Origin of the sequence: Pseudomonas sp. NFACC14, assembly GCF_900106885.1 — a bacterium.
GTDB lineage: Bacteria > Pseudomonadota > Gammaproteobacteria > Pseudomonadales > Pseudomonadaceae > Aquipseudomonas > Aquipseudomonas fluorescens_AA.
Genome location: NZ_FNOA01000009.1, coordinates 87,741 through 108,552 on the forward strand (window position 1 = coordinate 87,741; position 20,812 = coordinate 108,552).

Sequence of the window (20,812 nt, forward strand, 5' to 3'; positions counted from 1 at the left end):
TGCTCAACCGAGCTCCTTTGGTTGGCCGCAACCAACCAATTCCTTGCCCCGCGTTCATTTGGACGCGGGGCTTTTTTTGCCTATCGCCCACACCCACCATGAAAGTTCCCATTGTGGGAGCGAGCTTGCTCGCGATAGCGGTGGTTCAGTTGGCGGTGATGTCGGATGCGCAGCCGCCATCGCGAGCGAGCTCGCTCCCACAGGGGGGCTCGGGTGGGTACAGGGTTCGTGTCGCCCCCGATTCCGGTGTGGGAGCCGAGCTTGCTCGCGATGGCGGTGGGTCAGTCAATATCGATATCGCTGATCCGACGCCATCGAGAGCAGGCTCGCTCCCACAGGTCCGCTACCGCTATGACAAGGTTTGACTCAAGCCGCCACCTGACCGAAGCTTGCGACATTTCACGCTTCTGGTAATGGATTCCCTGCATGCCCTCGCCTCGCCGTCGCTATCTACTCCTCAGCCTCTGTGTCCTGTTGTTGATCGGTCTTGTCGCGCTATGGCTACGCAGCACCACGCCGCAAATCCCCGAAGCGATCAAGCGCGGTTACAGTGAAGCCCTGGAAAGCGCCCGCAACGGACAGCCGGGAGCGGCACGCATGCTTTACCAGCAACTGGGGCGTCCGGACCTCTCGCCCAAGCGCCGTGTGTGGCTGCACGCCGAACTGCCCAACTACCCCAGCCCGCAAGCCCTGAAACTGGCCGACGCAGACCTGCACAACGAATCACCGGACGTGCGTCGGGCCGCCATCGGCAGCATCGTCGGGCTGGTTCCGACGGGCCAGCGCAGCCTCTTGCTCGGCCCACTCCTGGATGATGACGACCCCAATGTCCGGTTCGCTGCCGTGAATGCGCTGCTGGGTCTATCGCCGGATGACCTCGGTTTGTATTTCGGCGCGATGCAGATCGCCATCGATACCTGGGAGCAGGTGCTCGATGATGGTCCGAAAACCGCGGACGCCCACTACCAGCTCGCCCGGCTGCACCTGCACAACGCCGAATTGAAGAAAGCCCAATTGGCTCTCGAACAGGCCTTGCGCCTGCAACCGGACAATCTCCCGGCGCTGGTCATGCAAATCGAAGTGCTGGACAAACAAGGCCAGAGCGAAGCCGCACGGCAACTGCTCGCCCGACAGTTGCAAACCCAGCCAACGTCGGCTTATCTGCAACATGCGCTGGGCATGTGGCTGCTGCAACACGGCCAGAGCGAGTATGCGGTGCTCGGTCTGGCAAAAGCCGTGGAACTGGAACCCGAGAACCGGCATTACCGCTATGACCTGGCGACCACCCTGCATGCCGAACAGGAAGTGGAAGCGGCGCAGAAACAGTTGCAGGAAATCGTCCAGCGCTACCCCGCCGACCGCAAGGCACGGGTGTTGCTGATCAACTATTGGAAGGAAACCGGTCAGTTGCAGAACGTTCAAATCCTGTTGGCGCAACTGGAACAGTTGAACCCCGATGACCCGGCGCTGCAACAGGGCCTGTAGGCATTCACTCAATTGCCTGCCGCCTCGCTTCGCTCGACAGCGCCTACAAAATTTGTGCAGTACGCCGCGTTTTGTCGATTCAAGCGGAACCGCCATCACTGCCAAAGGTCAAGTGTTCAGGCAGTCGATTTCAGGCGTTACCCCGCCTGCTGCCCACTTCCCTAGTCATGAGAGGGCTATTTTTGTCTACATCTAACGAGTTGATCAGTGCAAAAGCCGCCACCGGCATCGAAGGACTGGATGATGTCCTTTCCGGTGGTTTGTCCCGCGGCCATGTGTTCCTGCTAGAGGGGGAACCCGGGACTGGTAAGACCACGGTCGCGTTGCATTTTCTGTTAGCCGGCGCCAAGGCTGGCGAGCGCTCGTTGTACATCACGCTATCGGAAACCGAGCGTGAACTGCGTCAGGGCGCGGCCTCCCACGGCTGGACGCTGGATGACAATATTCATATTTTCGAGCTGACCCCGCCCGAAAGCCTGCTCAATGCCGAGCACCAGCAGAGCCTGCTGTACTCCTCGGACCTGGAACTGGGTGAAGCGACGCGGCAGATTTTCGAAGTGGTCGAACGGGTCAAGCCGACCCGGGTCGTGCTCGACAGCCTGTCGGAAATCCGTCTGCTGGCGCAAAGCTCCCTGCGCTACCGGCGCCAGATCCTGGCGATCAAGCATTACTTTGTGCGCTACGACGCCACGGTCCTGTTGCTCGACGACCTGACCACCGAGTCCCTGGACAAGACCGTGCACAGCGTTGCCCACGGGGTGGTGCGCCTGGAAGAACTGACCCCCAACTACGGCGCCGAACGGCGGCGGATCCGGGTGGTCAAGTATCGCGGGCAGAAATACCGCGGCGGTTACCACGATTTCACCATCATGGGCGACGGCGTGCACGTCTTCCCGCGCCTGGTGGCCGCCGAGCACCGTGGGCAGTACCTGCGCCAGCAACTCTCCAGCGGCATCGGCGAAATGGATGCGCTGCTGGGCGGCGGTATCGAGACAGGGTCCAGTACCTTGATCCTGGGCCCGGCGGGTACCGGCAAGTCGCTGATCGCGCTGATTTTTGCCGCAGCCGCCGTGCATCGCGGCGAGAAAGCCGCACTGTTCATCTTCGATGAAGAGCTGGGCTTGCTGTTCGAGCGCATGAAAAACATCGGCATCGATCTGCAGGCCCTGCTGGAAACCGGCAACCTGCTGATCGAACAGGTCGACGCCGCCGAGTTGTCCCCCGGCGAGTTCTCCCACCGCGTACGTCGTTGCGTCGATGAGGGCAACATCAAGACCGTGGTCATCGACAGTATCAACGGCTATCAGGCGGCGATGCCGGAAGAGAACGCCCTGGTGCTGCACATGCATGAATTGCTGCTCTATCTCAACCGCAAGGGCGCGGCGACCTTCATGACCGTCGCCCAGCACGGCCTGGTCGGCGACATGCAGGCGCCTGTGGACATTACTTATTTGGCCGACACGGTGATTCTGTTGCGTTATTTCGAAGCACTGGGCAAGGTTCGCCGGGCGATCTCCATCATCAAGAAACGCACCGGCAGCCACGAGTCGACCATCCGCGAATACCGCATCAGCCGCCAGGGCATGACCATCGGCGAGCCACTGGAGGCGTTCCAAGGTGTCTTGCGCGGAGTCCCCACCTACATGGGCGAGAGCAACCCGCTGCTCAAGGATGAACACCGGTGACGCCGGCCGAGCCCCTGTCCGAGCGGGCGCTGATCCTCGCGCCGCTGGGACGGGACAGCCAGATCGCCTTGATGATTCTCAATGAGGCCGGTTTTGCCGGCCTCATCTGCCGCCACCTGGGCCATTTGTGCGAAGAGTTGGAAAGCGGTGCCGGCCTGCTGGTGATTTCTTCGGAGGCCTTGGTCGGGCCCGACCTGGAAACGCTGTTCCAGCAAATCGAACAGCAGCCGGCCTGGTCCGACCTGCCCATTGTCTTGCTGACCCATCACGGCGGGCCGGAACAGAACCCGGCGGCCCGTATCGGTACGCAGTTGGGTAACGTGACCTTCCTCGAGCGCCCTTTCCATCCTGTGACCCTGATCAGCCTGGTGACCACCGCCCTGCGGGGGCGTCGAAGGCAGTACGAAGCCCGCGACCGCCTGATCGACCTCAGCAACAGCGAACTGCGCCTGCAGACTACCCTTGAAACCCTCGAGCAGCAGGTAGAAGAACGTACAGCCCAGTTGCGCCACAACGAAGAGGCCCTGCGCCAGTCGCAAAAAATGGAAGCGGTCGGACAGTTGACCGGCGGTATCGCCCACGACTTCAACAACATGCTCACCGGGATCATCGGCAGCCTCGAACTGCTGCGTCGGCGCCTGGCCCGCGGCCGTACCGAGGACCTGGACAGCCTGATCGACCTGGGCGTGACCTCGGCCAACCGCGCCGCTGGCCTGACCCATCGCCTGCTGGCTTTTTCCCGACGGCAATCGCTGGATTCCAAGGCCGTCCAGATGAATACGCTGGTGCTGTCCATGGGCGAGCTGCTGCAACGCAGCCTCAACGAAAGCATTCGCCTGGACATGCGATTGGACGAACAGCTCTGGGTCGCCGAGGCCGACCCCAACCAACTGGAAAGCGCCCTGCTCAACCTGGTGCTCAATGCCCGGGATGCCATGCCCAACGGCGGAAACCTGGTGGTACAGACCTGCAACCGACACCTGGACGCCGACTTCACCGATGCCTACACCAACCTGGAGCCCGGCGACTATGTGGTGCTGAGCGTGCAGGACACCGGTTGTGGCATGCCCGAAGCGGTGATCGGCCGCGCTTTCGACCCGTTTTTCACCACCAAGCCGATCGGCCAGGGCACCGGGCTGGGCCTGTCGATGATCTATGGCTTCAGCAAGCAGTCGCGTGGCCACGTGACCATCGACAGCGAAGTCGACAAAGGCACCACCGTGAACCTGTACCTGCCGCGCTTCCGCGGTGAAGAAGTCCACGAACCCCAGGTCACCACCCAGCACGCCGCCCATGCGCAGGACGGCGAAACCGTGCTGATCGTCGAGGACGATCCGGCGGTGCGGGTGTTGGTGAGCGCGGTGTTGAGCGAACTGGGTTATGCCTTTGTGGAAGCGGCTGACGCCAATGGCGCGGTCCCGATCCTCCAGTCAGGCCAACGCATCGACCTGCTGATCAGCGACGTAGGTCTGCCCGGCATGAATGGTCGGCAACTGGCGGAAATCGGCAGGCAGGTGCGTCCGGACCTGCGGGTGCTGTTCATCACCGGCTACGCCGAGCATGCGGCGGTACGTGGCGGCTTCCTTGACCCTGGGATGCAGATGATCACCAAACCGTTCACGTTTGATCTGTTGACGGCCAAGGTACGGGAGATGATCAAGGTCTGAGGCGATGGGCAGGCATTGTGGCGAGCACGCTGGCTCCCGCAAGCGGGCGCGGTAGGAGCTGTCGAGCGGAGCGAGGCTGCGATCTTTCCCCAGACACTTGAATCTCCAGCGAAAGATCAAAAGATCGCAGGCTTCGCCAGCTCCTACATAGCCCAGCGGGAGCAAGCTCCCTCGCCGCAGGGTTTTGCCTGATCTGCCGGGACATGCCCCCTCACCCGGCCTACTACGACAACATCGACTGCATGATGCGCTGTAACTCATCCAGGTCGAACGGCTTATCCAGGATCGGGGCCTTGCGGGTGATGGGGCTATCGGTATCGCGCACTTCCTGCGCGTAGCCACTGATGAAGATGACCTTCAGTTCAGGTCGCAACTTGACCGCAGGCTCGGCGATCTGTACGCCGGAAATACCGCCCGGCAGGCGAAAGTCGGTAATCATCATGTCCAGATGCGGCTTGCTCGCCAGGATCTCGAACGCCTGGTCACCGTTTTCGGCCTGCAACACCCGGTATCCCTCGCCCGACAGGTAGGCCGACAGCACCATCAGGATCGACGGGTCATCCTCGACGATCAATACAACATCTTGCGCATCTTCACTCATGAGAAGCCTTTGTTCGATCAATAGCTGCTGATACGACCTTAGGGTCTCTCAGAGGTTGCGTCTGTTCGGCGGTTTTGTCCAAGACAGTTTTCTGCAAGGGCAGGCAAACCCGAAACAACGCCCCTTCATGGAGACGACTGTCGACCGTGATCGTCCCGCCATGGGCCGTGACAATCTGCTCGGAAATGAACAGCCCCAGCCCCAGCCCTGAAGCGGCCGCCTTGGACGATACGCGCTCGAACTGCTGGAAGATACGTTTCTGGTTCTCCTCGCTGATGCCGATGCCGTGGTCCCGGACCTCGACGCAGGCATGCTCGGGCGTCTTGTAGACGCGCACTTCGATCGGGTTCTTGCCACCGTAGCGCAGCGCATTGGTCAACAGGTTCGACACCACTTGTTCGATGCGAAACTCATCCCATAGCCCCTCCACCACCGGCTCGGCCAGGCAGGTCAATGAGCACTCGGCGATGGCAATCTGCGGCTGGAAGTTGCGCAGCAGATTTTCCACCAGTGCCGTCAAATTGAAGCGGGTCGGACGGATCGACAGCTTGCCGGTACGAATCCGCGACACATCCAGCATGTCCTCGATCAGCCGGATCAGACTCTTGATCTGGCGCTCATCGCGCTCGACCATCGCTCGCACCTTGTCCAGGCTGAAGGCCGCGGCATTGTCCCGGGCCAGGTGCATCTTGCGCAGTTGGGTCTCGAGAATCAGGCCATTGAGGGGGGTGCGCACCTCGTGGGCGACAATGGACATGAAGTCGTCGCGCATACGCACCGCTTGCTCCAGCTCGCCACGGGTGGCCTCCAGTTGCTGCAACAGGACCTCCTGTTCCCGCCGGCTCTGCTCGAGGGCCACGACTTGTTCCTTTATGGCCTTTCGCTGGCGAAACAGCTCGACGAACACATTGACCTTGCTCTTGACGGCCTGGGTGTCCAGCGGCTTGTGCAGGAAGTCCACCGCGCCGGTTTCATAACCGGTGAAGGCGTAGTTGCGCTCACGACCGGCGGCGCTGACGAAAATGATCGGGATGCTGCGGGTCTTCTCCGTGCCGCGCATCAGCTCGGCAAGGCCGAAACCGTTCATATCGGGCATCTGCACATCGATGATGGCCAGGGCAAAGTCGTGTTGCAGCAGCAGGGACAGTGCTTCGTCCGCCGACAAGGCCTTGAAGACCTCGCGGTCGGGGCCCCTGATCAGCGCTTCCAGGGCCAACAGATTCTCAGGCAGATCGTCGACGATCAGCAGTTTGGCTTGAACATCTCTTGGCATGTGGTTCATTCCAGCCCGGCCAGTAATTGGCCGATGCCTTGCAAAGTAAGGATATGGTCGGGCTCATGCAGGGCCAGCGCCGCTTCGGGCATGGTGGCGACCTGGGCTTCAGCGGGGTCCTGGACCACGGTGATTCCGCCCAGCGCCCTGACCTTCGCCAGGCCCCGGGCGCCATCGCTATTGGCGCCGGTCAACACCACGGCCAGCAACTTCTCGCCGTAGACATCGGCGGCCGACTCGAACAGCACGTCGATGGACGGTCGCGAATGATGTACGGGTTCCTCCAGGCTCAACGACAGGCAACGGTCGGCCTCGACCGACAGGTGATAGCCGGGCGTGGCGACGTACAAGGTGCCCGGTGCGATGTCCTGCTTGTCCCGGGCTTCCTCTACCGGCACCGCCAGGCGATGGCCGAGCACGGAGGCCAGTTGGCTGTCGCGCTCATCCGGCAAATGCAGTACCGCCAGGATGGGCAGGCCGAAACCTTGGCGCAGGTGTCCGAATACCCTGAGCAACGCTTCGACGCCGCCGGCCGATGCACCGACGACAATGGCCTCGATGGGCGGGTTGGATCTGTCCTTCGTCTGGTTCATAGCTTGCGATAGATCCGTTCCTGTTTGACCAACGGCTCGAATCGATGACCGTAAGCCGAAAAATCCAAGGTCTCCTTGCTGCCCAATACCAGGAAACCACGGTGGCAAAGGGACTCATGGAACAGTCCAAACGCACGATCTTGCAGTTTTTTATTGAAGTATATCAATACATTACGGCATGAAATTAATTGTGTTTCTGAAAAAACACTGTCGGTCGCCAGGCTGTGATCGGCAAAGGTCACGTTCTCGCACAGGCTTTTATCGAACATCGCATAATCGTAGGCGGCGGTGTAGTAATCGGCAAACGATCGCCGTCCTCCAGCGCTCTGGTAGTTCTGCGTATAGGTGCGCACGTTTTCCAGGGAGAAAATACCCTGTTTGGCTTTTTCCAACGAGCGCGGATTGATATCGGTGGCGTAGATCAATGTGCGGTCCAGCAGGCCTTCTTCTCGCAGCAGGATCGCCATGGAGTAGACCTCCTCCCCCGTGCTGCAACCGGCGATCCAGATTTTGATCGAAGGGTACGTCCTGAGCAGCGGCACGACTTCCTCGCGGATCGCCAGGAAATGCGAAGGGTCGCGAAACATTTCGCTGACGGGGATCGTCAGCAGTTGCAGCAACTGCATGAATGCACCCGGGTCGTGCAGCACGCGCTCCTGCAAGGCCGAGATGGTCTTGCACTCGAACTGGCTCAACGCATGGTGGACCCGGCGCTTGATGGAGGCGCCGGAATAATCGCGAAAATCGTAGCTGTACTTGAGGTAAATCGCTTCGATCAACAAACGAAGTTCAATGTCAGTGTCACGTTCCACTAAATTCTTTCCATATTCGGCAACCACACGCGAATCAGCGAGAACAGACGATCCAGATCGATCGGCTTGGCCAGGTAATCATTGGAACCCGCCGCCAGGCAGCGTTCCTGATCGTCCTTCATGGCCTTGGCCGTCACGGCGATGATAGGCAGCTTGCGCCAGCGCGGATCCTTGCGGATCAGCGTGGTGGCTTCGAAACCGTCCATCTCCGGCATCATCACATCCATCAGCACCAGGTCGATGTCGTCGAATTCATTCAGGCGATCGATCGCCTCCAAGCCATTACGCCCAATGACCACGATCGCCCCCTTTGCCTCCAGGGCGCTGGTCAGGGCAAAGATGTTGCGTACGTCGTCGTCCACCAACAGCACCTTGCGGCCTTCGAACACCTTGTCGCGGCTGCGGGCGGTCTTGAGCATCCGCTGTCGTTCATGGGACAACCGGGATTCGACTTTGTGCAGAAAGAGTGTCACCTCGTCCAGCAGGCGCTCTGGCGAACGGGCGCCCTTGATGATGATCGAGCGTGAATATTTGCGCAGTTCGGCTTCTTCGTCCCGTGTCAGGTTGCGCCCGGTGTAGACGATCACCGGCGGAAAGGAACAGATGTCTTCGCTGGACATGCGCTTGAGCAGGTCATTGCCGAGCATGTCCGGCAACTTCAGGTCGATGATCATGCAGTCGTAGACATTGGTCCGCAGCAGGTCCAGGGCCTGCTGGGCCAAGCCAACGGCGGTGATCTCTATGTCATCGTCGCCGATCAGGCGGGTAATACTGTCGCGCTGCAGATCATCGTCTTCCACCAGCAGCACCCGCTTGACCTTCTGGGTCAGCTTGGCCTCCAGGCGCGCGAACACGTCCTTGAGTTCTTCACGGGTGGTCGGCTTGACGGCATAGCCGATGGCGCCCATGTGCATGGCGGCTTCAACACGGTCTTCGACGGAAATCACGTGCACCGGGATGTGCCGGGTTTCGGCCTGCTCCTTGAGTCGCTGCAACACCGTCAGCCCGGAATGGTCCGGCAGGCGCATGTCCAGCAGGATCGCGTCGGGGGCCAGTTGCAAAGCCAGGTCGAAGCCTTCGTCGGCACCGTGGGCCACCAGGCACTGGTAACCGAGCTCGTGAGCGAGGTCGAACAGAATCCGGGCAAACTTGGGCTCGTCTTCGATCACCAGGATGCACCGGGTGTCGAACGGCGCCTTGTCGCGGTCGTCGGCGAACCGCGCAATCGACGTGTCCACGTCAGCGACCAGCGGCGCCGGTGCGGCTTTGGGCGCGACAGGCGCCGGCGCGGTGGCCGTCGGGGTGAAGGTCATCGGCGTTATCGGCGTGTCACCGGGTTCGACATAACGCTCAGGCATTACCAGCGTAAACACACTGCCCTGCCCCGGCTCGCTGGAGACCGAAATCGAGCCGCCCAGCAACATGGCCAGGTCCCGGGAAATCGACAATCCCAGGCCGGTGCCGCCGTAGCGACGGTTGGTGGTGCCATCGGCCTGGCGGAACGCTTCGAAAATACTTTGCTGTTGATCGACGGCGATGCCGATCCCGGAGTCCCGTACGATGAACGCGATGCCCGAGCCTGGCTGGCCGGCCACGGACAGGCTGACGGAACCTTGCTCGGTGAATTTCACGGCGTTGGACAGCAGGTTCTTGATCACCTGCTCCAGGCGCTGGCGGTCGGTGTAGAGCATCGCCGGCGCATCTGGCAGCACCTGGACCTCGAAATTCAGGTCCTTGTCAGCAGCCAACGGCTTGAACATATCCTGCAACCCTTCCACCAGGCGCTGCACGCTGGTGTTTTCCGGACGCACTTCCAGCTTTCCGGCCTCGACCTTGGAGATGTCGAGAATGTCGTTGATCAGGTTCAGCAGGTCGTTGCCGGCGGAGTAGATCGACTCGGCAAACTTGACCTGCTCCTCACTGAGGTTGTGCTGCGGGTTCTCTGCCAGCAGCTTGGACAGGATCAGCGAGCTGTTGAGCGGCGTGCGCAACTCGTGGGACATATTGGCCAGGAACTCGGACTTGTACTTGCTCGAGCGCTGCAGCTCTTCGGCGCGCTCCTGCAACTGGATCTGGGCCAGGTTCAATTCGCTGTTCTTCTGGTCCATGGCGTCGCGCTGCTCGGCCAATTGCTCGTTGGTCTGCTCCAGTTCCTGTTGCTGGGCTTCCAGGTGGACCTGGGATTCCTTGAGGATGCGCGACTGTTCTTCCAGCTCTTCGTTGGCGGTCTTGAGTTCTTCCTGCTGGACTTGCAGCTCTTCGTTCAACTGCTGGGTTTCGGCCAGTACTTCCTGCAGACGCTGGCGATAACGGGCGGCTTCGATGGAGGTGCCGATATTGCCGGCGATCAGCTCCAGCAACTCGATGTCACGCTCGGTCAGTGGCCGCAGGAAACCCAGTTCGATGACACCATTGATCCGGTCATCGTCACTGGTGGGCACCACCAGCACGCTGTTGGGCAGGCCTTGCCCCAATCCGGAGCTGACTTTCAGGTAATCGTCCGGTACGTCGTCCAGACGGATAAGACGCCCCTGCTGCGCGGCCTGGCCAACGATGCCTTCGCCGGCGACGATCACCTGCTGTTGTTCTTCATCCTCCCGTGACAGGCCGTAGGTGGCGACACGCCTCAAGACACCACTTTCTTCCCGCGCATAAAGCGCAGCGACAGCGACGCCCAGGTACTTCGCACAGAACTGCAGGATGTTGCGGCCCAACAGGTTCAACGACAGTTGTCCCAGGACTTGCTCGGCCAGTTGCGTCTGGCCGCTTCGCAGCCAGGCCTGCTTCTCCAAGTGCAAAGCGCTGCGTTGCTGGACTTTCAGGCTGGCGCTGTAGCTTTTGGACAGACTCAACAGATCCCGGCGACCGACGTAGGCCAGGAGCCCGCTGACCGCTGCGACGAACAACAGGTAAAGGACAATGCTCCAGACGGTCGTGGTGCGCACATCCTGGTTGCGCGCCGCACGCAATTGTTGCTCGGTCTCGACGACTTCTTCGAAGGACTGACGGATTTCGTCGGTCAGGCGCTTGCCGCGCCCGGCCTTCAACGCCCCCCGGTAATCGCCGCTGCTGCGTTGCAGGTCGATCATGCTTTGGGCGTAATTGGCCCACTCCGTCTGGAGCGCTTGGATCTTGTGCAGACGGTCGGTCTGGACGGGGTTGTCGGCTGTCAATTCCAGCAATGTGTCCAACGCCACGGCAATCCTTGGCTTGGCCACCTCATAGGGGTCGAGGAAGTGCTCGTCACCACTCAACAGGAAACCGCGCATGCCGGTTTCCAGGTCCACACTCAGCTTGAACGCTTCGTTGGCGTTATTGATCACCCTGTCGGTATGGCCGACCCACTGGATCACCGACAGCAGGTACGTGATGAGGATGATGAAAAACACCGCGCTGAGGGCGCCCATGCCCAACGGCAGGCTGATATTGCGGCTCAGGAGCTTGCGAAAGCTTTGCTCGTCGACCGAAGACGAAGGAGTCATGGAAAGGGGCCTTGGTGGACAGTTGAAATCGGTGGAGTTTGCCCGAAAAACCGCGCTTGGATCCACATTTTCTGACAAAGTCAAAGAAGCAAATCCCACGACAATCCGTCTTGTAGCAGGGAAGCGACTATCCTTGTCAGCTCTTGTACTATAGATCCTTTCTTGTACAACCCAGGGAACTTGTGCCGCCTTGGCACTTACTCATGAATGAGGCCATTTTTTTTCGTGCCCCTCCCGCTCCCATCTTTCGAGAATGTCGACTATGCCCACCACCCCTGCCGCCACCCAGCCCACCATCCTGGTAGTCGAAGACGATGACATCGTGCGGATGTTGATCGTCGACGTGCTGGAGGAACTGGAGTACCAGGTGCTGGAGGCGGACGGTTGTGAGCAGGCGCTGAGTTTTTTGCGCGACCACCAACAGGACATCGCCCTGATGATGACCGACGTCGGCCTGCCGGTAATGGACGGACGCGAATTGGCCAAGCAGGCTCGACTCGAGCGGCCACAGCTGCCGGTGCTGTTTGCCAGCGGATATGCCGAAAGCATCGATGTGCCTGAAGGCATGTCGGTGATCGGCAAACCCTTCTCCATCGATCAATTGCGGGACAAGGTCAAAAGCATTCTTGCTTGAGCCGGATCGTATTCTTGGTCACTATCGGCGCCCCCGCGCGCCGATGGCGCCTGATTCGCTCCGAGGAACCCCCAGCCCATGCATCACCCCACTGCCACCAAAGTCCTGGTTATCGGCTATGTCTGGCCCGAGCCGCGCTCATCGGCTGCCAGTGGGCACGTCATGCAGATCCTCGACACCTTCCTCGGCCAAGGCTGGGACATCACCTTCAGCAGCCCGGCCGGCCCGGGCGAGCAGCGCGCGGACCTGGTCGCGCTGGGTATCCGCGAAGTGCCCATCGAACTCAATAACAGCAGCTTCGACGCGTTCATCCAGACACTTGCGCCGGACATCGTGCTGTTCGACCAGTTCATGATGGAAGAACAGTTCGGCTGGCGCGTCGAAAAGCACTGCCCCGGCGCCCTGCGGGTGCTGGAAACCTCCGACCTGCAAAGCCTGCGTCACGCCCGGCATCAACGTCTGAAAGAGCGCCTGAAGCGCGATGAGGCGAGCGAGGACTTCAGCGACCTCTTCGCCCCGGCCCTGGGCGAGGAATTCCAACGGATGGCCGACACCGACCTGGCCAAGCGGGAAATCGCCGCCCTGTACCGCTGCGACCTCAACCTGATGGTGTCCGAGGTTGAAATCGAACTGCTGGTGGAGCACTTCAAGCTGCCCCGCAACCTGCTGCACTGGTGCCCGTTGATGCTGGACCTGCCCGGTGAACCGTCGGTACCGTTCGAGGACCGGGCGCATTTCCTGAGTATCGGCAACTTTCGCCACGCGCCGAACTGGGACGCCGTGCTCTGGATGAAAAACGCCATCTGGCCGCTGATCCGCCAGCAATTGCCCGGCGCGCAACTGCACCTGTACGGCGCCTATACCCCGCCCAAGGCCGCCGCACTGCACAATCCGGCCCAGGGCTTTCACATCATGAACTGGGCCGAGGACGCCTTGCAGGTCATGTCGGCGGCGCGCATCTGCCTGGCGCCGTTGCGTTTCGGCGCCGGGATCAAGGGCAAGCTGATCGACGCCATGCTCTGCGGCACCCCAAACGTCACCACGCCCGTGGGAGCCGAAGCCATGCACGGCGACATGCCCTGGCCCGGATCGATTGCCCAGAGCGCCGAAGGCATCGCCGGCGCGGCGGTGCAGTTGTATAGCGACCAGGCGCGCTGGACCCAGGCCCAGCACGCAGGCCTGGCGCTGCTGGCGAGCCGCTACCGGCAACAGGTGCATGGACCGGCGCTGATCGACAGCATCAACGCCTGCCGAGCGGACCTGGCACAACGACGCCGGGACAATTTCACCGGCAGCATGCTGCGTCACCACCAGCACAAAAGCACCCAATACATGTCCCAATGGATCGAAGAAAAAAACCGCAACGGTTAGACACCAGGGTGGCACCTGCCTGGCGAAGGGGGCATTATCCAGTGGCGATAACAATAAAAGCGCCAGGCCCATGACCCGAACAGCCAGAGTCACCGACCCCTCCTACGAGTTGATGGACGACCATAACGGGCTGTCCATCATCTACCGCCAGCACGGCTTTCCCTGCCCGCTGGTGCGCTGGCATTTCCACAAGGAATACGAGCTGCACCTGATCGTCGCCAGTTCCGGCAAGGTGTTCATTGGCGACTACATCGGCAACTTCTACCCCCAGTCGCTGTTTCTCACCGGACCCAACCTGCCCCACAACTGGATCAGCCAGGTGGCCGAGGACGAAGTGGTGCCCAAGCGCGACATGTTGGTGAACTTCACCGACGAGTTGTTCGAAAGCGGCCACCAGGTATTCGCCGAACTCAAGACGGTCGCACCGCTGCTCGAACGCGCCCAATACGGCATCGAGTTCCGTTGCAAGCGCACCATCCGCCAGGCCATGAGCCTGATGCAGCGCATCGCCGATTCCCAGGGCATGAGCCGCCTGGGGCACTTTTTCATCCTGATGGAGCTGCTGGCCGCCACGGATGACTACCAACTGCTGTCCGGCGCGACCGCCCCGCAAACGGCGGACGAACACAGCATCGACCGCACCAACCGCGCGGTGGACTACATCTTTGCCCATTACGCCCGGGAGCTGCCCCTGGAAGAAGTCGCCGAACACCTGGGCATGAAACCCACCTACTTCAGCCGGGTGTTCAAACAGGCCACTGGCCGCTGCTTCATCGAATTCGTCAATCGCCTGCGCATCAGCAAATCCTGCGAATTGCTGGCCGACGGCGACAAACCGGTGACGGACGTGTGTTTTGAGTCCGGCTTCAACAACATCTCCAATTTCAATCGGCGCTTCCAGCAGCTCAAGGGCATGACGCCTTCCCACTACCGGCGGCTGGCGGTGCAGCGGTTGACCGAGCAGAACCAGGGCTGACCCTGTGGCGAGGGGATTTATCCCCTCGCCACAGATGAACTCCCCACCAGAAATTTTCTTGAGTGCAAAAAAGTATCAGTACAAGTGCGACGGATGATTTGTCACACCGTCCATTGAAGGCTGTAATCAGCGCACATTCTTCCCTTCATCCGGAAGACACAAAAACAATAACTGTCCTTCCGCAGCTTTCGGGCGCGGAAAAGGAGTGCGCGATGAAACCTTCGGTAAAAGCTCTGCTTGTCTCCACCTGCATGACCCTCAGTAGCGTCAGCTTCGGCGCACAGACCCTCACCATTGCCACTGTCAACAACAGCGACATGATCCGCATGCAAAAGCTCTCGAAAACCTTCGAGGCCGAGCACCCGGACATCAAGCTCAACTGGGTGGTGCTCGAAGAAAACGTCCTGCGCCAGCGCCTGACCACCGACATCGCCACCCAAGGCGGACAGTTCGACGTGCTGACCATTGGCATGTACGAAGCTGCACTCTGGGGCGCCAAGGGTTGGCTGGAGCCGATGAAGGATTTGCCGGCCTCCTACGACCTGGACGACGTTTTCCCTTCCGTGCGTGATGGTTTGTCGGTCAAAGGCTCGCTATACGCCCTGCCGTTCTACGCCGAAAGCTCGATCACCTATTACCGCACGGACCTGTTCAAGGACGCCGGGCTGACCATGCCCGAACACCCGACCTGGACCCAGATCGGTGAGTTCGCGGAGAAACTCACCGACAAATCCAAGGAGCAATATGGCCTGTGCCTGCGGGGCAAGGCCGGTTGGGGCGAGAACATGGCGCTCATCACCACCCTGGCCAACGGTTATGGCGCGCGCTGGTTCGACGAGAAGTGGCAACCGCAATTCAATGGCCCCGAGTGGAAAGACGCACTCAACTTCTATGTCGACAACATGAAGAAATCCGGCCCGCCGGGTGCCTCCAGCAACGGTTTCAACGAAAACCTGGCGCTGTTCAACAGCGGCAAATGCGCGATCTGGGTGGATGCCAGCGTCGCCGGCTCGTTCGTCACCGACAAGACCCAGAGCAAGGTATCCGATCACGTTGGATTCACCTTCGCTCCCCACGAAAAAACCGACAAAGGCACCTCGTGGATGTACTCCTGGTCGCTGGCCATCCCGACCAGCTCCAAAGCCAAGGAAGCCGCCACGGTCTTTACCACTTGGGCGACGTCCAAGGAGTACAGCCAATTGGTCGCCAAGACCGACGGCATTGCCAACGTACCGCCAGGTACCCGCACCTCGACCTACAGCGACGAGTACATGAAGGCCGCGCCGTTTGCCAAGGTGACCCTGGAATCGTTGAAAGTCGCCGATCCGAAAGCGCCAACCCTCAAGCCGGTGCCCTACATCGGTATCCAGCTGGTGACCATTCCCGAATTCCAGGCCATCGGCACCCAGGTGGGCAAGTTCTTTTCGGGCGCGCTGACCGGCCAGCAGACCGTGGACCAGGCGTTGACCGCCGCGCAGTCCACCACCGAACGCGAGATGAAACGCGCTGGGTATCCCAAGTAGTCAGCTCAATGAGGCCCGCTCCCGATACCTGTGGGAGCGAGCTCGCTCGCGATGAGGGCCTCCCGGCCAATATCACGGGGACTGACACGACGCCATCGCGAGCAAGCTCGCTCCCACAGTGGATCTTCATAGGCCCGCAAAAATCGGTTCAATGCCATGAATAGCTCAACTACAACCGCCAAAGCCCCCATCGAGATTGCCCCGCCGCCGGCGCGCAAGATCCGCCTGGCCAACCCCGGCTGGTTCCTGGTCAGCCCTTCGGTGGCCTTGTTGCTGCTGTGGATGATCGTGCCGCTGGGCATGACCGTCTACTTCTCGATGATCCGCTACAACCTGCTCTACCCCGGCGAAAACGAATTCGTAGGGCTGGAGAACTTCACCTATTTCCTGACCGACTCGGGTTTCATGCCCGGCGCCACCAATACCTTGTTGCTGGTGGGCAGCGTGCTGTTGATCAGTATCGTCCTCGGGGTATTGATCAGCGCGCTGCTGGAGGCCAGTGAGTTTTTCGGTCGCGGCATCGTCCGCGTGCTGCTGATCTCGCCGTTCTTCATCATGCCCACCGTCGGTGCGCTGATCTGGAAGAACCTGATCTTCCACCCGGTCTCGGGCATCCTCGCCTCGGTGTGGAAGCTGTTCGGCGCCCAGCCGGTGGACTGGCTGGCCCATTACCCGCTGCTGTCGATCATCATCATCGTGAGCTGGCAATGGCTACCCTTTGCGATTCTGATCCTGATGACCGCCATGCAGTCACTGGACCAGGAACAGAAAGAAGCCGCCCGCCTGGATGGCGCCGGCCCGATCGCGATCTTCTGGCACCTGACCCTGCCGCACCTGGCCCGCCCGATTGCCGTGGTGCTGATGATCGAAACCATCTTCCTGCTGTCGGTGTTCGCCGAGATCTTCACCACCACCAACGGTGGCCCCGGCTATGCCTCCACCAACCTTGCCTACCTGATCTACAACCAGGCGCTGGTGCAGTTCGACGTCGGCATGGCTTCGGCCGGTGGCCTGATTGCCGTGGTCATTGCCAACATCGCCGCCATCATCCTCGTCCGGATGATCGGCAAAAACCTCACCGACAAGCATTGAGGCCGTCGCCATGACTCTTCAACAATCCCGTCGCCTGCAAAGCCTGCTGCTGGGCACGCTGGCCTGGGCCATCGCGATCCTGATCTTTTTCCCGATTTTCTGGATGGTGCTGACCAGCTTCAAGACTGAAATCGACGCGTTCGCCACGCCGCCGCAGTTCATCTTCACGCCGACCCTGGAGAACTACCTGCACATCAACGAGCGCAGCAACTACTTCAGCTTCGCCTGGAACTCCGTGGTGATTTCCTTCAGCGCCACCGCCCTTTGCCTGCTGATCGCGGTACCGGCGGCCTACTCCATGGCGTTCTATGAAACCCAGCGCACCAAAGGCACGTTGTTGTGGATGCTCTCCACCAAAATGCTGCCACCGGTGGGCGTGCTGATGCCGATCTACCTGCTGGCCAAGCAATTTGGCCTGCTGGACACGCGTGTCGCGTTGATCGTCATCTACACGCTGATCAACCTGCCCATCGTGGTCTGGATGATTTACACCTACTTCAAGGACATTCCCCGCGACATCCTCGAGGCCGCGCGCCTGGATGGCGCCACGCTCTGGCAGGAAATGGTCCGCGTGCTGCTGCCGATTGCCAAGGGCGGCCTGGCGTCCACCGTGCTGCTGTCGCTGATCCTGTGCTGGAACGAGGCGTTCTGGTCGCTGAACCTCACCTCCTCCAAGGCCGCGCCCCTGACGGCATTGATCGCTTCCTATTCCAGCCCGGAAGGTTTGTTCTGGGCCAAATTGTCGGCCGTCTCGACCCTGGCCTGCGCGCCGATCCTGATCTTTGGCTGGATCAGCCAGAAACAGCTGGTGCGCGGTTTGTCCTTCGGCGCGGTGAAATGAACCGTCAAAAGATCGCAGGCTTCGCCAGCTCCTACACACAGCCCACAGCCTTCACGAGCCCTGTAGGAGCTGTCGAGTGCAACGAGGCTGCGATCTTTCCCAGTCAACTGAATAAATGACAAGTGGAGGCCCATCATCATGGCCAACCTGAAAATCAAGAATTTGCAAAAGGGTTTCGAAGGCTTCTCCATCATCAAGGGCATCGACCTTGAGGTGAACGACCGCGAGTTCGTGGTCTTCGTCGGCCCGTCGGGCTGTGGCAAATCCACGCTGCTGCGGCTGATCGCCGGTCTGGAAGAAGTCAGCGACGGCACCATCGAACTGGATGGCCGGGACATTACCGAAGTCAGCCCGGCCAAGCGCGACCTGGCCATGGTGTTCCAGACCTACGCCTTGTATCCGCACATGAGCGTGCGCAAGAACATGTCCTTCGCCCTCGACCTGGCCGGTGTGCCCAAGGCCGAAGTCGAGAAGAAGGTCAACGAAGCGGCGCGCATCCTCGAACTGGGGCCGATGCTCGAGCGCAAGCCCAAGCAACTGTCCGGCGGCCAGCGCCAGCGCGTGGCGATCGGTCGGGCCATCGTGCGCAACCCGAAAATCTTCCTGTTCGACGAACCGCTGTCCAACCTCGACGCCGCCCTGCGGGTGCAGATGCGCCTGGAACTGGCACGCCTGCACAAGGAGCTGCAGGCGACCATGATCTATGTGACTCACGACCAGGTCGAAGCCATGACCCTGGCCGATAAGGTGGTAGTGCTCAATGGCGGGCGCATCGAACAGGTCGGCTCACCGCTGGAGCTGTATCACCAGCCTGCCAACCTGTTTGTCGCCGGGTTCCTCGGCACGCCGAAAATGGGCTTCCTCAAAGGCAAGGTCACCGCCCTGGACAGCCAGGGCTGTGAGGTGCTGCTGGACGCCGGCACGCGTATCAACCTGCCGCGCAGCGGTGCCAGCCTGAGCGTCGGCGGCGCGGTGACCCTGGGGATTCGTCCGGAACACCTGAACCTGGCGCAACCGGGCGATTGCACGTTGCAAGTCACCGCCGACGTCAGCGAGCGACTGGGCAGCGACACCTTCTGTCACGTCGTCACGACATCCGGCGAAGCCTTGACCATGCGGGTTCGCGGCGACCTGGCGAGCCGTTTCGGCGAGCAACTGAGCCTGCACCTGGACGCCGAACACTGCCACTTATTCGATGCCGAGGGCGTGGCGGTGAGCCGCGCGCTGCGCGCCGCCGCCTGATTGCCGAGAATTGCGATGAAACTCAACCGACAAAACCTGCACAACCTCAACCCCGACGTAGCCCTGCCCGCCTACCCCTTGGGCGACATCCGCCAGGGCATCGCCCATATCGGTGTCGGCGGTTTCCACCGGGCTCACCAGGCCTACTACACCGATGCGCTGATGAACACCGGTGCCGACCTGGACTGGGCCATCTGCGGCGTGGGCCTGCGGACCGAGGATCGCCGCGCCCGGGATGACTTGGCCAGCCAGGATTACCTGTTCACCCTGTACGAGCTGGGCGATACCGATGACACCGAAGTCCGGGTGATTGGCGCGATCAATGACATGTTGCTGGCCGAAGATGGCGCCCAGGCGCTGATCGACAAGCTGGCCGAGCCGCAGATCGGCATCGTTTCGCTGACCATTACCGAAGGTGGCTACTGCATCGACGACAGCAATGGCGAATTCATGGCCCATCTGCCGCAGATCCAGCACGACCTGACCCATCCCGAAGCACCGAAAACCGTCTTCGGCTTTCTCTGCGCCGCCCTGGCCAAGCGTCGCGCGGCCGGTATCCCGGCGTTCACGTTGATGTCTTGCGATAACCTGCCCCACAACGGCGCCGTGACCCGCAAGGCGTTGCTGGCCTTCGCCGCGTTGCGCGACGCGGAGTTGGGGCAGTGGATCGACCGCAATGTCAGCTTCCCCAACGCCATGGTCGATCGCATCACGCCCATGACCAGCGTCGCCCATCGCCTGCAACTGCATGACGAACATGGCATCGACGACGCTTGGCCGGTGGTCTGCGAACCGTTCGTGCAGTGGGTGCTGGAAGATAAATTCGTCAACGGTCGCCCGGCCTGGGAAAAGGTCGGCGTACAGTTTACCGATGACGTTTCTCCCTATGAAGAGATGAAAATCAAGTTGCTCAACGGCAGTCACCTGGCGTTGACCTACCTGGGCTTTCTCAAGGGTTATCGCTTCGTCCACGAAACCATGAACGACCCGCTGTTCGTGCGTTACATACGCGCCTACATGGACCTGGACGTGACGCCCCAACTGGCACCGGTACCGGGCATCGACCTGACCGCCTACAAGAACACCCTGGTGGAACGCTTTTCCAACCAGGCGATTGCCGATCAGTTGGAGCGGGTCTGTTCGGACGGCTCGTCGAAGTTTCCAAAATTCACCGTCCCGACCATCAACCGCTTGATTGCCGATGGCGGCGAAACCCGCCGTGCGGCACTGGTCGTGGCGGCCTGGGCCGTGTACCTGAAGGGCGTGGACGAGAACGGCGTGACGTATTCGATCCCGGACCCACGGGCAGCGTTCTGCCAGGCATTGGTGGCCGACGACGCGCTGGTGACCCAGCGGATGCTGGAGGTGGAAGAAATCTTTGGCACGGCGATCCCCCGCTCGCCGGAGTTCGTGGCAGCATTCGAATGGTGCTGCAACAGCTTGCGCGAGCACGGGGTAACACGAACACTTGAGCGGGTATTGGCTGACGCAGAATAAGCCTGCGGATGCGGTCGCTTTTTGTGGCGAGGGGATTT

The 20,812-nt window shown here is 60.8% G+C and carries 16 protein-coding genes; 11 read left to right on the plus strand and 5 right to left on the minus strand.

Features of this window, described 5'->3' with window-relative positions; genetic code table 11:
- Nucleotides 1–426: 426 nt before the first annotated feature.
- The 3 genes from BLU85_RS15585 (at nucleotide 427) to BLU85_RS15595 (ending at nucleotide 4,837) form a co-directional block, all read left to right on the plus strand.
- Complete coding sequence (locus tag BLU85_RS15585; RefSeq protein WP_092200836.1) at nucleotides 427–1,485, plus strand: tetratricopeptide repeat protein; 1,059 nt, start codon at nucleotides 427–429, stop codon at nucleotides 1,483–1,485.
- Nucleotides 1,486–1,667: 182 nt separating this feature from the next.
- The gene (locus BLU85_RS15590; RefSeq protein WP_092200833.1) at nucleotides 1,668–3,170 is read left to right on the plus strand and encodes an ATPase domain-containing protein; all 1,503 of its coding nucleotides are present in this window, start codon (nucleotides 1,668–1,670) and stop codon (nucleotides 3,168–3,170) included.
- The gene (locus BLU85_RS15595; RefSeq protein WP_092200830.1) at nucleotides 3,167–4,837 is read left to right on the plus strand and encodes a response regulator; all 1,671 of its coding nucleotides are present in this window, start codon (nucleotides 3,167–3,169) and stop codon (nucleotides 4,835–4,837) included. Before BLU85_RS15590 ends, BLU85_RS15595 begins: the two co-directional genes overlap by 4 nt.
- Before the next feature lie 223 nt (nucleotides 4,838–5,060).
- Here the strand turns inward: BLU85_RS15595 and BLU85_RS15600 are convergent, their stop codons facing one another.
- Genes BLU85_RS15600 through BLU85_RS15620 form a run of 5 tightly spaced genes read right to left on the minus strand, consistent with a single transcriptional unit; the run spans nucleotide 5,061 to nucleotide 11,598 of the window.
- Nucleotides 5,061–5,438, minus strand: coding sequence for a response regulator (locus tag BLU85_RS15600; RefSeq protein ID WP_060742522.1), 378 nt, complete (start codon nucleotides 5,436–5,438; stop codon nucleotides 5,061–5,063).
- The gene (locus tag BLU85_RS15605) at nucleotides 5,431–6,711 is read right to left on the minus strand and encodes a hybrid sensor histidine kinase/response regulator (RefSeq protein ID WP_092200827.1); all 1,281 of its coding nucleotides are present in this window, start codon (nucleotides 6,709–6,711) and stop codon (nucleotides 5,431–5,433) included. Before BLU85_RS15605 ends, BLU85_RS15600 begins: the two co-directional genes overlap by 8 nt.
- A 5-nt stretch (nucleotides 6,712–6,716) precedes the next feature.
- The gene (locus tag BLU85_RS15610; protein WP_092200824.1) at nucleotides 6,717–7,304 is read right to left on the minus strand and encodes a chemotaxis protein CheB; all 588 of its coding nucleotides are present in this window, start codon (nucleotides 7,302–7,304) and stop codon (nucleotides 6,717–6,719) included.
- Nucleotides 7,301–8,116, minus strand: coding sequence for a CheR family methyltransferase (locus BLU85_RS15615; protein ID WP_092200821.1), 816 nt, complete (start codon nucleotides 8,114–8,116; stop codon nucleotides 7,301–7,303). The genes BLU85_RS15610 and BLU85_RS15615 overlap by 4 nt, the downstream gene beginning before the upstream one ends.
- Nucleotides 8,116–11,598 carry a response regulator gene (locus tag BLU85_RS15620; RefSeq protein WP_092200818.1) on the minus strand — a complete coding sequence of 1,161 codons (3,483 nt, stop codon included), beginning with the start codon at nucleotides 11,596–11,598 and terminating at the stop codon, nucleotides 8,116–8,118. Before BLU85_RS15620 ends, BLU85_RS15615 begins: the two co-directional genes overlap by 1 nt.
- Before the next feature lie 253 nt (nucleotides 11,599–11,851).
- Here BLU85_RS15620 and BLU85_RS15625 point away from each other — a divergent pair, with 253 nt between their 5' ends.
- The 8 genes from BLU85_RS15625 to BLU85_RS15660 all read left to right on the plus strand — a co-directional run bounded on the left by BLU85_RS15625 (nucleotide 11,852) and on the right by BLU85_RS15660 (nucleotide 20,774).
- Entirely contained in the window at nucleotides 11,852–12,232 is a 381-nt protein-coding gene (locus tag BLU85_RS15625; protein ID WP_081015440.1) for a response regulator, read from the plus strand.
- 78 nt (nucleotides 12,233–12,310) lie between these two features.
- Nucleotides 12,311–13,603 carry a glycosyltransferase gene (locus BLU85_RS15630; protein ID WP_092200815.1) on the plus strand — a complete coding sequence of 431 codons (1,293 nt, stop codon included), beginning with the start codon at nucleotides 12,311–12,313 and terminating at the stop codon, nucleotides 13,601–13,603.
- Nucleotides 13,604–13,673: 70 nt separating this feature from the next.
- A complete protein-coding gene (locus BLU85_RS15635) occupies nucleotides 13,674–14,579 on the plus strand; it encodes an AraC family transcriptional regulator (protein ID WP_060742529.1) in 906 nt (301 codons plus the stop codon).
- 212 nt (nucleotides 14,580–14,791) lie between these two features.
- Nucleotides 14,792–16,102 carry an ABC transporter substrate-binding protein gene (locus tag BLU85_RS15640; protein ID WP_092200812.1) on the plus strand — a complete coding sequence of 437 codons (1,311 nt, stop codon included), beginning with the start codon at nucleotides 14,792–14,794 and terminating at the stop codon, nucleotides 16,100–16,102.
- 156 nt (nucleotides 16,103–16,258) lie between these two features.
- A complete protein-coding gene (locus BLU85_RS15645) occupies nucleotides 16,259–17,194 on the plus strand; it encodes a carbohydrate ABC transporter permease (protein ID WP_053184628.1) in 936 nt (311 codons plus the stop codon).
- A 10-nt stretch (nucleotides 17,195–17,204) separates the two neighbouring features.
- Nucleotides 17,205–18,035 (plus strand): carbohydrate ABC transporter permease, encoded by an 831-nt coding sequence (locus BLU85_RS15650; RefSeq protein WP_092200809.1) that lies wholly within the window; start codon nucleotides 17,205–17,207, stop codon nucleotides 18,033–18,035.
- Between the two features lie 138 nt (nucleotides 18,036–18,173).
- Nucleotides 18,174–19,277 carry an ABC transporter ATP-binding protein gene (locus BLU85_RS15655; RefSeq protein ID WP_092200806.1) on the plus strand — a complete coding sequence of 368 codons (1,104 nt, stop codon included), beginning with the start codon at nucleotides 18,174–18,176 and terminating at the stop codon, nucleotides 19,275–19,277.
- A 15-nt stretch (nucleotides 19,278–19,292) separates the two neighbouring features.
- Nucleotides 19,293–20,774 carry a mannitol dehydrogenase family protein gene (locus BLU85_RS15660; RefSeq protein WP_092200803.1) on the plus strand — a complete coding sequence of 494 codons (1,482 nt, stop codon included), beginning with the start codon at nucleotides 19,293–19,295 and terminating at the stop codon, nucleotides 20,772–20,774.
- The last annotated feature ends 38 nt before the right edge of the window (nucleotides 20,775–20,812 follow it).